Origin of the sequence: Streptomyces sp. NPDC056161 (assembly GCF_042268025.1) — a bacterium.
Lineage (GTDB): Bacteria > Actinomycetota > Actinomycetes > Streptomycetales > Streptomycetaceae > Streptomyces.
On sequence record NZ_JBHJUV010000003.1, the window covers coordinates 258,939 to 272,363 of the forward strand.

The following is a 13,425-nucleotide window of genomic DNA, read 5'->3' on the forward strand; positions in this document are numbered from 1 at the left end:
CTCCCGTGACTGCCGTCACTTCAAAGGGAGTTACTCCGCCTCGCGGAACTGCTCCTCGCTCAGCCCCCGGCGCCAGTAGCCGACGAAGGTGACCCGTCGGCGGTCGATCCCGCGCTCACCGACGAAGTGCCGGCGCAACTCCTTCACCCGGCCCGACTCGCCCGCGATCCAGACGTACGGGTGCTCCGCCGATGGCAGCCGGGCCGCCCGCAGCACGTCGACGGCGGCGGGCGAGTCCTCGTCGCGGACGAGCCAGGTGATCTCCGCGTCCGCCTCGGTCGGCACGTCCTGCACGTCACCGGCGTGCGGCACCTCGAACCAGGCGCGGACGCGCAGACCGGCCGGCAGGGACTCCAGTACGGACGTGGCGGCCGGTACGGCGGTCTCGTCGCCCCACAGCACGACCAGGTCCGTGTCCTCGGGCGGGCGGAAGCGGATCGCCCGGTTGTCGGCGACCACCGGGCCGAGCACCAGCACCCGGTCCCCGGGCCGCGCGGCGGCGGCCCAGCGGGAGGCGGGGCCCGCGGGCGGTGACGGCCGTTCACCCGCCTGAGCGCCGTCGGGAGCGGCGGAGCCGTCCGGTACGACGCCGTGCAGCGCGAAGTCGATGTCGATCTCGGTGGTACGGCCCAGTGCGTCGCGGCGCAGCGCGCGCAGCGTGTACGAGCGCATCACCGCCCGGACGTCCTCCGGCAGCGCGCGCCAGGCCGGCCACCAGTCGTCGCCGAGGTCCAGGGGGACGACCGGGTCTCGCCGGCCGGGCCGCGGCAGGAACAGCGACAGGGACTGGTCCCGTCCGTCGGACCTGAAGTCCGCCAGGCCGGGCCCGGCGAAGCAGACCCGGACGAGCGACGGCCCGAGCCGCCTCGTCCGTACGACCTGGAGGGAGAAGAAGCGGTACGGGGCGGCTACGGCCGTTGTCATCAGGGCTCCTGCGTCATCGGGCGGGAGGGCGGCGGGCCTGCGGGGCGCCGGGAACCGCGCGGCCCGCCGCGCGCTTCCCTTGCCGCCGTGGCCCTCCCGACGGCTTGCGTCAGCTGACCTTCTTCGCCTTCTCGATGGCCTCGGCGAGGTCGTCGAGCAGCGGGACGCACTTGTCGTAGGACAGGATCGGCTCCGGGTTGCGGGCGATGACCTGGCCCGCCTTGACCGCCGGGAGCTGCTTCCAGGTGGCCTCGGTGATGTCGGCGGGCTGGATGGCGGAGGTGCGGTTGTCCATCATGATGATGTCCGCGGCGTACTTGTCGACGTTCTCCCAGCTGAGCGACTCGAACCAGCCGCCGGGCTTCGCCTTCTCCGGGGGCTCGACGAAGTTCACGCCGAGGGCCTTGAAGTACTCCAGGTCGATCGAGAGGTTGGTGCCGGAGACGTAGAACAGGTCCTGGCTCGCGGAGGCGGCCATCACCTTGATGCCGGGCTTGGCCCTGGCGGCGGCGCGCAGCCGGGCGGCCGCGTCCTCGAACCGCTTCTTGGCCTCGGTGACCTTGCTCGACGAGGTGTCCGCGCCCAGCGACTTCGCCAGCGCGAGCATCCGCTGCAACGGCTCGGTGAGCTGGCGGTCGTAGACGGAGACGCCCACGGTGGGGGCGCCGACGGCCTCGATCTTGTCCTTCGACTCCTCCGGGACGTACCAGAGCGTGCCCTTGTCGTCGAACAGGGTGGAGATGAGCACGTCGGGGCCGAGCGAGGCGTACTTCTCGATGTTGAACTGGCCCCACGCGTTGCCGAGGACGGTCACCTTCGCGACGTCCAGGTCGCCGGCCTGGACGTCGGCCTTGCCGTCCTTGGTCGTGGTCGGGCCGAAGACACCCTTGCACTGGACGCCGTAGTCGTACAGCGCGGCGGCGACCCCGACGAACGCGACGATGTTCGACGGGACCTTGTCGGCCTTGACGGTCTGTCCGCGGTCGTCCTTGAAGGTCCAGGGGCCGGCCGCGGCCGCCGTGGCGCCGCCCGACCCGCCGCTTTTCTTGTCGCCGTCGCCGCAGGCCGCGAGCGCGGCACCGAGTCCGAGGGCACCGCCGGTGGCGAGCAGTCCACGGCGGGAGAGGCGGGCGGGTCTGGCGTTGGACATGGGTGTGCTCTGCTTTCGGGCTGGGGGTCACGGGACCGGGGTCGAGATTAGGTTAGCCTAACCTCATGGCCTTCCCAAGGGGTTTCCCGGATACTCCGTGGCCGCTTGCTCCTTGTCCCGCAATCGCCTCGTCGCGTCCTGTGCCGTCTGCTGGAGGGCATGAGAACGGCCCCCCTCCGTGGTGCCCACGAAGGGGGGCCGTTTGCCCTGACTTGATGCCGTCCGGCGAGGACGGCCAACAGCAGACACGTGGGCGGTACGTCGGCCGTAGCCGCGTGGCAAGGGGGGGGCAAATCATGCCTGGCGGTCGAGGTGGATGGCGAAGGCGCCGAGGGCTTCTTTCTCGGGCGGGTAGATGCCGCGGCAGGCGGCCAGCAGCTCATTGGTGGTCATGCCCGGTTCGCCGATGGCGGTGTTGTCCTCGGCGTCGAGCATCTCCTCGAAGGACTTGTACTCGTTCAGGGCAGTGATGCGGGTGGTCAGGGTGTCGTCACCGGAGTTGAACCGCAGGGTGTCCCCGGCGGCCATCTTGCGGATCTTGCCATAGCCGACGCGGACTTCGATGGTCTTGGTTCCGGCGGCGATCAGGTCGAAGTAGGGCTTGCGGATGTTGAGCGCGTGCTCGGCGGGCGGCTTGGTGGTCATCGAGGTTGTCCTTCACGCTCTGGTTGATGTGGGGGGCAGGGCCGGTCGGGCGGCAGCGTCGGCGGCGGCCAGCCGTTCGCGCAGGCTTTCGACGGCCGCATGGTGGGGATAGCGGCGATTCAGGAGCGAGGTGAGGTCGCCGGCCCGGTGGCGGACGGAGTCGACGACGCGGGTGGAGTCGAGGGCTTGGTGGCCCAGCGCAACGGCGTCGTCGGGGTCGCCGAGGAGGGCATGGGAGAGGGCCAGGTCGATGCGGGCGATGGCCTCCCTGCTCGGGGACCGTGATGCCGCGGGGGCCGCTTCATAGGTTGACAGTGCCTGTTCAGCGTGGTGCCGGGCTTTGTCGGCTTGGCCCAGCCAGATGAAGGAGGTGGCTGGATACGAGGTGAGCGCGTAGTCGGCCAGGGGCAGCACGTCCAGGCCGAAGCGGCGGGGTGAGCGGGGCGGCAGGAGCCGGTGGGCGTCCTCGGCGGCCTGGAAGGCGGTGGTAAAGCCGTCCGCGTCGCCGTCTGCGGCTGCCGCGCGGGCGGCCTGGGCATGCAGCCGCACGGTCAGCGGATGGGTGGCCGGGGCCTCGATGAGGCCCTTGAGAGCCGCGTTACGGGCCTTGCCGGGCCGTTGCTCATACAGGTTGATGGAGGCGGAGGCGTCCATCGCCCACGCGCACAGCTGGCCGTGTCCGGCCTGCTGTCCGTGGACGAACGCGTCGGTGGTGAACGCCAGCCCGGTGCGGGCGTCCCCGAGGTCGTGGGCGAGCCACGCCAAGAGTTCGGACAGCCAGCCGGCGAACGCCAGCAGTTCACGTTTCTGCCGGTGGGTGTGTCGGCCCTTCAGAAGGGCGTCGACCTTGCGCCGGTAGTCCATCACCGCGTCGAAGACGGCCTTCGGCGGCTTGAGCGAGTACGCGCGATTGAACTCGGTGACCGCGAGGTCGAGATGGTCCAGGGTTCCCGAACCGAGCGAGGTCGCCTCGGCCTGCCGGGTGAACTCCATGGCTTCGGCGGCGGCCTGCTGGAGGATCTGGGCGGCGGCAGCCGGGGCGGCCATGGCCAGTCCGGCGAGCTTCACCGCGTCGCGACGCTTCGTTGCCTCCACCTCCGTGAAGGTCCGCGAGCCCGCACTCGCTCGGGCCGCTTCCCCTTCGGGAAGTGTTCCATCGGAGCCGTTCCCGCTCCAAAGCGGACTGGCCCCGTCCGCTGCGGGGGCCGGTGAGTAGTCGCGGGCGAGACCCAGCTCTACCTTTGATCTTGTGCAGTGCTCCGTCCTTCAGGGCGGAGGTGAAGCACGTCTCGGGTCCGCTCTGGCCTCAGCGATGCGCATGGATCCGCACTGTTGAGGCCGGCCTGGTCATGTGGGGCGCCGCTGGTTCTCGATGTACTGCTTCACCATGGTCGGCGGTGCCCCGCCGCAGCTTCCGGCGAAGTACGAGCCGGACCAGAAGTGGCCGCCCCACAGGAACCGGCGGACGTGGCTGGAGTACTCCTGGCGTAGGTACCGGGAGCTGACGCCCTTCAGCGAGTTGACCAGTTTGGAGAGCTGGACCTTGGGCGGGTAGTGCACCAGGAGATGCACGTGGTCGTCCTCGCCGTTGAACTGCTTCAGCTCGGCTTCGAAGTCGGTGCAGACCTCGCGCATGATCTCCTCGCAGCGCCTCAGCATCTCGTCGGTGAACGCTCTGCGCCTGTACTTCGTTACGAAAACCAAGTGAACATGAAGGTTGCAGACGACGTAACGACCAGTGCGTACATCGGGGTTCGGGGCCCATCGCGGTGACATAAACCAAATGGTACAGTGATCGCGTGAGCAGCGAACGCGCTTTGGAGAAGCGGCAGTTCGGGCACCGTGCCCGACTGGCGCCCGACCCTGCGCAGATCCAGCTCATAGAGGCCCAGGCGCACGCGGCCCGCACCATGTGGAACTGCCTGCACGCCTGGTGGACGATGCTCCCGAAGGACAAGCGCACCCTGGCCGCCGCCGACGCGGCGATACGCCAGGCCCGCAAAGAGGTCGGCTTCCTCACCGTCCTCCCCGCGCAGGCATCGCAGGCTGTCCTGAAGACGTACTTCCAGGCATGGAAGAACTGCTGGGACGGCCGCGCCGGCGAACCCGGCTTCAAGGGCCGCTTCCGGTCGGTGATGTCCGTGGACATCCCGCAGGGCCGCGACCTCCAGATCACCCGCGTGCACCGCCGCTGGGGCATGGCCAGCATCCCCAAGGTCGGTCGCGTCCGGTTCCGCTGGACCAAAGACCTGCCGGCAGGCAAGCACGCGACCTCCGACAACCGGATCACCGGCGCCCGCCTCATCAAGGACGCGCTCGGCTGGCACATCGCCTTCCGGATCCAGACACTCGAAGCCGCATCCGACCCGCACCAGGGCCCGGACGTAGGCATCGACTGCGGCGTCAGCCTGCCGCTCGCCCTCTCCGACGGCAACCACTTCGACCACGGCCGACCCGCCCGGCTCCCGGAGGGCAAGTCGGACCGGGACAAGTGGCTCAACGCCGACGAGAAAGCCAGGCTGCTCCGGCTGGAACGCCGAGCCGCGCACCGCAAGAGCTTCCGCAAGCCCGGACAGAAGACGTCCAGCCGGCTCGCGAAGACATACGACCAGATGGCGAGCCTCCGCGCGAAAGCCAAGCGCAGGGCAACCGACTGGCAGCACCAGACCACCACGGCCCTCGCCCGTACATACGGCGCGATCGTGGTGGAAAAGCTGGACATCACGAACATGACCAAGAGCGCCAAGGGCACCATCGAGGAGCCAGGGAAGAACGTCGCGCAGAAGTCCGGTCTGAACCGGTCCATCAGCCAAGAGGCATGGGGCCGCACGGTGACGATGCTGACGTACAAGACTGCCCGCTATGGCGGCACCCTGCACCATGTTCCCGCCCCCGGCACCTCCCTGCGCTGCTCCGCCTGCGGGTTCACCACCCCGGGCAGCCGGGAGAGCCAGGCCGTGTTCGTGTGCAAGAACCCGGACTGCGGCTGGTCGGACAACGCCGACTGGAACGCAGCCCGCAACATCTTGCACCTGTACCGGACGGGCCACGCGCTCGTCCCGGCTGCCGGGAGGGCAGTCGTCAGGCGCGCTCGTCGCGTCAAGCCCGCCACCGCAAGGTAGGTAGGAATCTCCCGGCTCCAGCCGGGAGAACACTTCAAGGGGTTGGTGGCGAACAGGCGGCACAACAGGTCCTGGTACTCGGGGCTGGGCAGGCCGCCGGCTTCCCAGTCCTTCCAGGACCGCTCCGACAGTCCCACCTCGGCCAGGTTCTCGTCCTCGACGAGTTGGTGGGCGGCGACGACGGCTTGGGCGACGGTCCATCCCACCGCCAGGCGGCGGCACTTGAGGCGGCGGTGGCCGCATTGGGACTCGATCTCGGCGGAGATGACCGCGACCAGGCACTGCGGCACGGGGTCGGGTGAGCCGGCCCGGCCCAGTGCTCTCTCACGCAGGGCTCTTCCGCAGGAGACGTCATGGACCTGACTGGCTTGCTGTTCCGGCCGGGATCTCAGTTGCCTCCCCCGCGGACACACGGCGGCACCGGGTTGCGCCGCCTGTGATGGCCAACGATTGCCTGCCTGCCCCGGCACGCGGTCAAACCCCGAAGCGGGGGCGTGCCCGCCGCCCGCCGGGGGCGGCCACACCGCCCACGAGGGGCGAGCACCTCTCACTACCTGCGGCAACGCGAGCGGATCACTCTGGATTCAGGCGCCGCGTCCGGCCGATGGACCCCAGCATCCATGGCTCCCCCTTGGTAATTCAGGGCATCCGGCCGGACGTAAGGCCATGAGCGCCGGGCCGCGCTCTGAGTGGAGGCCGCCCCTGCCCGCAGTCAGCATGGCGAACTCCTCCCAGGCCGCCCGTCCCCCTACCGCCAGAGCCTGGAGCGGCTGCGCGAGACGGGCGTCCTGATCAGCTCGTACGAGCCGTACGAGCCGTACCGGCCCGAAGGCGGGCGGTGGAGTCAGCCCGTCAACCCCAGCTCCCGCGCGATCAGCATCCGCTGTACCTCACTGGTGCCCTCGCCGATCTCCAGGATCTTGGAGTCGCGCCACATCCGGGCCACCGGGTACTCGTTCATGAAGCCGTAGCCGCCGTGGATCTGGGTGGCGTCCCGGGCGTTGTCCACGGCGATCGTCGACGAGTACAGCTTGGCCAGCGCCGCCTCCTTCTTGAACGGCTCGCCCGCCACCAGCCGGGAAGCCGCGTCCCGCCAGGCGAGCCGGGCGGTGTGGGCCTTCATCTCCATGTCGGCGATCTTGAACTGGACGGCCTGGTTGGCGCCGATCGGCCGCCCGAACGCGTGCCGTTCCTTGGCGTACTTCACCGACTCGTCCACACAGCCCTGCGCGAGGCCGGTGGCCAGCGCCGCGATGGCGATCCGGCCCTCGTCGAGGATCCGCAGGAACTGCGCGTAGCCGCGGCCCTGCTCGCCGAGCAGGTTGGCCGCGGGGACCCGGACGTCCGCGAAGGACAGCTCACGGGTGTCCGAGGCGTTCCAGCCGACCTTCGAGTACGGCGGCGCGACCGTGAAGCCCGGGGTGCCGGACGGCACGACGATCGCGGAGATCAGCGGCTTCCCGTCCGGCTTGCGGCCGGTCACCGCGGTCACCGTCACCAGACCCGTGATGTCCGTACCGGAGTTGGTGATGAAGCACTTCGTGCCGTTGATCACCCATTCCCCGGTGTCCGCGTCCAGCCGGGCCGTCGTCCGGGTCGCGCCCGCGTCCGAGCCGCCGTCCGGCTCCGTGAGCCCGAACGCGCCCAGGATCTCGCCCGAACACAGCCGCGGCAGCCACGCGCGCTTCTGCTCCTCGGTCCCGAACAGGTGGATCGGCATCGCGCCCAGCGAGACCCCGGCCTCCAGCGTGATGGCCACGGACGAGTCCACCCGGGCCAGTTCCTCCAGGGCCAGGCCGAGCGCCAGGTAGTCGCCGCCCATGCCGCCGTACTCCTCCGGGAACGGCAGCCCGAACAGACCCATGCGGCCCATCTCGCGGACGATCTCGTACGGGAACTCGTGCCGCTCGTAGTAGTCGCCGATCTTCGGCGCCACGACGTCGTGCGCGAACTCCTCCACCGTGCGGCGGAGTTCCTCCAACTCGGGGGTGAGACGGTGGTCCATGCTGATCACTGCTCCTTGTGGGAGAGGGCTGCTCACTGCTCCTTGTGGGAGAGGGCGCGGACGGTGCGGGACGGGCTCGGGCGGCCCAGGTGTTCGGCCATCCACACGCTGGTGGCGGTGAGCCGGCCGAGGTCGACCCCGGTCTCGATGCCGAGGCCCTGGAGCATCCACACCAGGTCCTCGGTGGCGAGGTTGCCGGTGGCGGACCTGGCGTACGGGCAGCCGCCGAGGCCGCCGGCGGAGGCGTCGACGGTCGTCACGCCGTGTTCCAGTGCCGCATAGGTGTTGGCGAGCGCCTGGCCGTAGGTGTCGTGGAAGTGCACACCGATGGCGTTCGTCGGCACGCCCTCCTCGTTGAGCGCGGCGAGCAGTTCCAGGACGTGGCCCGGGGTCGCGACGCCGATCGTGTCGCCCAGGCTCAGCTCGTCGCAGCCCATGTCCCGCAGCGCCCGGCACACCCGTACGACCTGGTGGAGGGGGACCGCGCCCTCCCACGGGTCGCCGAAGCACATCGAGACGTAGCCGCGCACGTGCACGCCCTCGTCCTTCGCGTGCCGCACCACCGGGTCGAACACCGCGAGGGAGTCGTCCAGCGTGCGGTTGAGGTTGGCCTTCGCGAAGGACTCGGTGGCGCTGGCGAACACCGCGATCCGGCGGGCACCGAGCGCCAGCGCCCGGTCCAGGCCGCGCCGGTTCGGCACCAGCACCGGGAGCGCGACCTCGGTCAGGTCGCGGAGCAGCGGGAACAACTGCTCCGCGTCGGCCAGTTGGGGCACCCATGCGGGGTGTACGAAGCTCGTCGCCTCGACGGTGGTCAGGCCGGCGTCGGCGAGCCGGTGGACGAACTCGGCCTTGACCGCGGTCGGCACGGCCGACTTCTCGTTCTGCAGCCCGTCGCGCGGGCCGACCTCGTGGATCCGCACCCGCTGGGGCAGGTCCTGCGCGGGTACCACCATCGGGAGTCCCGGTGCGGTCATTGCTCCGCCTCCTCGTGCGGTGCGACGACGGCCAGCACCTGGTCCATGGCGACCGTGCTGCCGGGCCGTACGTCCAGTTCGGTGACGGTGCCCGGGTGCGGGGCGGAGATGACGTGCTCCATCTTCATCGCCTCCACCACCAGCAGGCTCTGGCCCGCGGTCACCTCGTCGCCGACGGCGACCTTCACCACGGTGACCGTGCCCGGCATGGGCGCGGTCAGCGAGTCCGCGCCCGAGTGCGCGCCCCGGGTCAGCGACGCGGCCACCGGATCGTGGTCGCGCACCTCCCAGGCGTCGCCGTCCCGGCCCAGCCGGCTGCCGTCCGGCAGCGCGGCGAAGGTGTGCACCACGCCGTCGAGCCGCACGGTGAACCGGTCCTCGCCCCGCTCCGCCCGCGGCGGCGGGCCCGCGTCCGCCCGCAGTGGCGTCGCGGCCCCCTCCGGCAGCACCTCGCTCCCGCCGTCCGGGGTGCGGCGCACGCGCACCGCGACCGGTTCGTGCCCCGGCACCCGCAGATGGTGCACCGCCCAGGCCCGTTCGCCGCCCAGCCGCCAGCCGTCCGCGGCGGCGAACGGGTCCGCCCAGCCGTCCGGCCCGGTCCCGGGGGCGGCGCCCAGGGCGCCGGAACCACCCGGGGACAGCGCCGCCTGGCGCAGCAGCGCCGCCGCCACGTAGACCTCCGCCGGCACCTCGTCCGATGCCAGGTCGTCCACCACCCGCTCGACCAGACCCGTGTCCAGCTCGCCCGCCACGACCGCCGGATGGGCCAGCAGCCGACGCAGGAACCCGGCGTTGACCGGCACGCCCAGGACGACCGTCTCCGCCAGGGCCGCCCGCAGCCTGCGCAGCGCGGTGGCCCGGTCCGGGCCGTACGCGATCACCTTGGACAGCATCGGGTCGTAGCGGCTGCCGACCTCGGTGCCCTCGCTGAGCCCCGAGTCGGTGCGCACCCCGGACTGTCCGCCGGCCCGCGGCGACAGCGGGGACTCCCACGCGCCCCCCGGTTCCCGCAGCCGCAGCACGGTGCCGCCCGACGGCAGGAACCCGCGTGCCGGGTCCTCCGCGCAGATCCGGGCCTCGATCGCGTGCCCGGTCAGCCGGACCTCCTCCTGCGCGAGCGGCAGCCGCTCGCCCGCCGCGACCCGCAGTTGCCACTCCACCAGGTCGAGCCCGGTGACCAGCTCGGTGACCGGGTGCTCCACCTGGAGCCGGGTGTTCATCTCCATGAAGTAGTACGACGCGGGGTCGCCGCCCGGCACGATGAACTCCACCGTGCCCGCGCCTAGGTAGCCGCAGGAGCGGGCCGCCTGCACGGCCGCCGCGCCCATCGCGGCCCGGGTCCCCTCGTCGAGGAGCACGCTCGGCGCCTCCTCGACGACCTTCTGGTGCCGGCGTTGCAGCGAGCACTCGCGCTCGCCGAGGTGGATCACGTTGCCGTGCGCGTCGGCCAGGACCTGGATCTCGATGTGCCGGGGCCGCTCGATCCAGCGCTCCACCAGCAGCGTGTCGTCGCCGAAGGAGGCACGGGCCGCACGCCGGGCGGCGGCGATCTCCTCCGCGAGCGCGTCCGCCGCCCGCACCAGGCGCATGCCCTTGCCGCCGCCGCCCGCCGAGGGCTTCAGCAGCACCGGCAGCCCGATCCGGCGGGCGGCCTCGGCCAGTTCGGCGTCGTCGAGTCCGCTTCCGGTGGAGCCGGGGACGACCGGCACCCCGGCCGCCCGCACCGTCTCCTTGGCGCGGATCTTGTCCCCCATGAGGGCGATGGCGTCCGCGGGCGGCCCGATGAACACCAGTCCCGCCTCCGCGCAGGCGCGCGCGAAGCCCGCGTTCTCCGCGAGGAAGCCGTACCCGGGGTGGACGGCCTGCGCGCCGGTGCGGGCGGCGGCGTCGAGGAGCCGCTCCACGGACAGGTAGCTGTCGGCCGCGGGCGCCGGACCGAGCCGCACCGCCGTGTCGGCCTCCCGCACGTGCCGCGCGTCGGTGTCCGCGTCGGAGAACACCGCCACCGAGCGCACGCCCAGCGCGCGCAGCGTGCGGATGACCCGTACGGCGATCTCGCCGCGGTTGGCCACCAGGACCGTGTCGAACATCGGCTGGGGCAGCTGAGGTGTCTGAGGCATCTTCTTGGTTCCCCTCACATCCGGAAGACGCCGAACCGCGGCTCGCCCAGCGGGGCGTTCGCGCAGGCGGTCAGGGCCAGACCCAGCACCTGCCGGGTCTCCAGCGGGTCGATCACACCGTCGTCCCAGAGCCGGGCGGTGGCGTAGTAGGCGTTGCCCTGCTGCTCGTACTGCTGCCGGATCGGGGCCTTGAAGGCTTCCTCCTCCTCGGCGGGCCAGGACTCGCCCCGGGCCTGGGACTGGTCCCGCTTGACGGTGGCGAGGACGGAGGCGGCCTGCTCCCCGCCCATGACGGAGATCTTGGCGCCCGGCCACATCCACAGGAAGCGGGGGGAGTAGGCCCGGCCGCACATGGAGTAGTTCCCCGCGCCGTACGAGCCGCCCACCACCACGGTCAGCTTGGGCACGCGCGTGCAGGCGACGGCGGTGACCATCTTGGCGCCGTGCTTGGCGATGCCACCCGCCTCGTAGTCCCTGCCGACCATGAAGCCGGAGATGTTCTGGAGGAACACCAGCGGGATCCCGCGCTGGTCGCACAGCTCGATGAAGTGGGCGCCCTTCTGGGCCGACTCGGAGAACAGGATGCCGTTGTTGGCGACGATCCCCACCGGGTGGCCGTGGATCCGGGCGAAGCCGGTGACCAGGGTCTGCCCGAACTCCGCCTTGAACTCGGCGAACCGCGAACCGTCGACCACGCGCGCGATGATCTCGCGGACGTCGTAGGGGGTTCGGGGGTCGACCGGCACCGCGCCGTACAGCCCGTACGGGTCCACCTTCGGTTCCACGGCCGGCCGGACGTCCCAGGGCAGCGGCCCGCGCGCGGGGAGCGTGGCGGCGATGGTGCGGACGATCCGCAGGGCGTGTGCGTCGTCCTCGGCGAGGTGGTCGGTGACGCCGGAGATCCTGGAGTGCACCTCCCCGCCGCCCAGCTCCTCGGCCGTGACCACCTCCCCGGTGGCGGCCTTCACCAGCGGGGGACCGCCGAGGAAGATCGTCCCCTGGCCCCGGACGATCACGGCCTCGTCGCTCATCGCCGGGACGTAGGCACCGCCCGCGGTGCAGGACCCGAGGACGGCGGCGATCTGCGGGATTCCCGCCGCCGACATCCGCGCCTGGTTGTAGAAGATCCGGCCGAAGTGCTCGCGGTCCGGGAACACCTCGTCCTGCATCGGCAGGAAGGCGCCGCCGGAGTCGACGAGGTAGACGCAGGGCAGCCGGTTCTCCAGCGCGACCTCCTGCGCCCGCAGGTGCTTCTTCACCGTCATCGGGTAGTACGTGCCGCCCTTGACGGTGGCGTCGTTCGCGACGATCACGCACTCCCGCCCGCTGACCCGGCCGATCCCGGCGATGACACCGGCGGCCGGTGCCTGCCCGCCGTACATCCCGTCGGCGGCGAGGGGGGCCAGTTCCAGGAAGGGCGAGCCGCGGTCGAGGAGCGTGTCGACCCGGTCCCGCGGCAGCAGCTTGCCGCGCGCGGTGTGCCGGGCGCGGGCCCGCTCGCCGCCGCCGAGCCGGGCCGCGGCCAGCTTGCCGCGCAACTCCTCGACGAGCGCGCGGTGCGCCTCCTCGTTGGCCCGCCAGGCCGCCGACGCGGGGTCCTCCGCGCTCGTCAGCTCCGGTGCCTGATCCATCCCGCGATCCCCTCATCCTGTTAATGAGCGTTAACGCACTCCTTCAGGTTAACGACCGCTAACCGCCCTGTCTACAATTGCCGGCATGGTCACCAGAACCGGCGCCCCCACCCGCCGCGAGCAGATCCTCAAGGAGGCCGCCCGGCTGTTCGCCGAGCGCGGCTTCCACGGCGTCGGGGTGGACGAGATAGGTGCCGCGGTCGGCATCAGCGGACCGGGGCTGTACCGGCACTTCAGCGGCAAGGACGCGATGCTCGCGGAGCTGCTGGTCGGGATCAGCGGGCAGCTGCTGACCGGCGGGCGGCGGCGGGTGTCCGAGGCGTCCGGGAACCCGGACGCGCTGCTGGACTCCCTGATCGAGGGCCACATCGACTTCGCCCTGGACGACCGCCCCCTGATCACCCTCCACGACCGCGAACTCGACCGCCTGCGCGAGTCCGACCGCAAGCTCGTCCGCCAGTTCCAGCGGCAGTACGTCGAGCTGTGGGTGGAGGTCGTGCGCGAGGTCTACCCGGGGCTGTCCGAGCCGTCGGCCCGCTCGGCCGTCCACTCGGTCTTCGGCCTCCTGAACTCCACGCCGCACCTCGGCCGCGCGGGCACCCTGCCCGGCCGCGGCGCCACGGCCGGGCTGCTGCACCGGATGGCCCGGGGGGCGTTCGCCGCGGCGGGGACGGACTGACGGACTGGGCGGGCGGGGGCGGGGGCAGGGCTCGCGGTGCGGGGGCGGGCGTGCGGCGCCCGGCGGCCCCGCCGTCGTGCGTGACGAGGGTTACGGGTGGCCGCCTCTGGACGGCCTCCCTACCGGCCGGTACGGTGGTGAGCAAGCGCTTAGCCGTGTGGGGTGCGCGCGG

General features: G+C 71.6%; 11 protein-coding genes. 2 read left to right on the forward strand and 9 right to left on the reverse strand.

Translation table 11 applies throughout. From position 1 onward, the window contains the following. Positions 1–30: 30 nt before the first annotated feature. From ACFC09_RS04880 to tnpA, 5 genes are all read right to left on the reverse strand, one after another. Positions 31–924: a siderophore-interacting protein gene (locus ACFC09_RS04880; protein WP_376523995.1), complete on the reverse strand. Its 894-nt coding sequence runs from the start codon at positions 922–924 to the stop codon at positions 31–33. A gap of 109 nt (positions 925–1,033) precedes the next feature. Further along, positions 1,034–2,074, reverse strand: coding sequence for an ABC transporter substrate-binding protein (locus ACFC09_RS04885; protein WP_376523997.1), 1,041 nt, complete (start codon positions 2,072–2,074; stop codon positions 1,034–1,036). A 294-nt stretch (positions 2,075–2,368) separates the two neighbouring features. Further along, entirely contained in the window at positions 2,369–2,719 is a 351-nt protein-coding gene (locus ACFC09_RS04890; RefSeq protein ID WP_376523998.1) for an ASCH domain-containing protein, read from the reverse strand. A 12-nt stretch (positions 2,720–2,731) separates the two neighbouring features. After that, positions 2,732–3,814 carry an XRE family transcriptional regulator gene (locus ACFC09_RS04895; protein ID WP_376523999.1) on the reverse strand — a complete coding sequence of 361 codons (1,083 nt, stop codon included), beginning with the start codon at positions 3,812–3,814 and terminating at the stop codon, positions 2,732–2,734. A 252-nt stretch (positions 3,815–4,066) separates the two neighbouring features. Then, positions 4,067–4,495 carry an IS200/IS605 family transposase gene (tnpA, locus tag ACFC09_RS04900; RefSeq protein ID WP_376524000.1) on the reverse strand — a complete coding sequence of 143 codons (429 nt, stop codon included), beginning with the start codon at positions 4,493–4,495 and terminating at the stop codon, positions 4,067–4,069. A 23-nt stretch (positions 4,496–4,518) separates the two neighbouring features. Between tnpA and ACFC09_RS04905 the strand changes: the two genes are divergently transcribed. Continuing rightward, a complete protein-coding gene (locus ACFC09_RS04905) occupies positions 4,519–5,841 on the forward strand; it encodes an RNA-guided endonuclease InsQ/TnpB family protein (RefSeq protein ID WP_376524001.1) in 1,323 nt (440 codons plus the stop codon). A gap of 844 nt (positions 5,842–6,685) precedes the next feature. On the opposite strand, the gene ACFC09_RS04910 is transcribed toward ACFC09_RS04905, so the two are convergent. The 4 genes from ACFC09_RS04910 to ACFC09_RS04925 are packed head-to-tail and all read right to left on the reverse strand — an operon-like array spanning position 6,686 to position 12,574. Next, positions 6,686–7,846 (reverse strand): acyl-CoA dehydrogenase family protein, encoded by a 1,161-nt coding sequence (locus ACFC09_RS04910; RefSeq protein WP_376524002.1) that lies wholly within the window; start codon positions 7,844–7,846, stop codon positions 6,686–6,688. Between the two features lie 32 nt (positions 7,847–7,878). Beyond that, positions 7,879–8,823, reverse strand: a complete 945-nt coding sequence (locus tag ACFC09_RS04915; protein WP_376524003.1) for a hydroxymethylglutaryl-CoA lyase — start codon at positions 8,821–8,823, stop codon at positions 7,879–7,881. Then, a complete protein-coding gene (locus tag ACFC09_RS04920; RefSeq protein WP_376524121.1) occupies positions 8,820–10,913 on the reverse strand; it encodes an acetyl/propionyl/methylcrotonyl-CoA carboxylase subunit alpha in 2,094 nt (697 codons plus the stop codon). The genes ACFC09_RS04915 and ACFC09_RS04920 overlap by 4 nt, the downstream gene beginning before the upstream one ends. Before the next feature lie 44 nt (positions 10,914–10,957). Beyond that, the gene (locus ACFC09_RS04925; RefSeq protein ID WP_376524005.1) at positions 10,958–12,574 is read right to left on the reverse strand and encodes a carboxyl transferase domain-containing protein; all 1,617 of its coding nucleotides are present in this window, start codon (positions 12,572–12,574) and stop codon (positions 10,958–10,960) included. An 85-nt stretch (positions 12,575–12,659) separates the two neighbouring features. Here ACFC09_RS04925 and ACFC09_RS04930 point away from each other — a divergent pair, with 85 nt between their 5' ends. Next, positions 12,660–13,253 (forward strand): TetR/AcrR family transcriptional regulator, encoded by a 594-nt coding sequence (locus ACFC09_RS04930; protein WP_376524007.1) that lies wholly within the window; start codon positions 12,660–12,662, stop codon positions 13,251–13,253. Positions 13,254–13,425: the final 172 nt, after the last annotated feature.

Bases quoted from the DNA above. Each gene is read 5' to 3' on its own strand.
- ACFC09_RS04880 (WP_376523995.1), bottom strand. From the start codon at position 924: ATGACAACGGCCGTAGCCGCCCCGTACCGCTTCTTCTCCCTCCAGGTC.
- ACFC09_RS04885 (WP_376523997.1), bottom strand. From the start codon at position 2,074: ATGTCCAACGCCAGACCCGCCCGCCTCTCCCGCCGTGGACTGCTCGCC.
- ACFC09_RS04890 (WP_376523998.1), bottom strand. From the start codon at position 2,719: ATGACCACCAAGCCGCCCGCCGAGCACGCGCTCAACATCCGCAAGCCC.
- tnpA (WP_376524000.1), bottom strand. From the start codon at position 4,495: ATGTCACCGCGATGGGCCCCGAACCCCGATGTACGCACTGGTCGTTAC.
- ACFC09_RS04910 (WP_376524002.1), bottom strand. From the start codon at position 7,846: ATGGACCACCGTCTCACCCCCGAGTTGGAGGAACTCCGCCGCACGGTG.
- ACFC09_RS04915 (WP_376524003.1), bottom strand. From the start codon at position 8,823: ATGACCGCACCGGGACTCCCGATGGTGGTACCCGCGCAGGACCTGCCC.
- ACFC09_RS04920 (WP_376524121.1), bottom strand. From the start codon at position 10,913: ATGTTCGACACGGTCCTGGTGGCCAACCGCGGCGAGATCGCCGTACGG.
- ACFC09_RS04925 (WP_376524005.1), bottom strand. From the start codon at position 12,574: ATGGATCAGGCACCGGAGCTGACGAGCGCGGAGGACCCCGCGTCGGCG.
- ACFC09_RS04930 (WP_376524007.1), top strand. From the start codon at position 12,660: ATGGTCACCAGAACCGGCGCCCCCACCCGCCGCGAGCAGATCCTCAAG.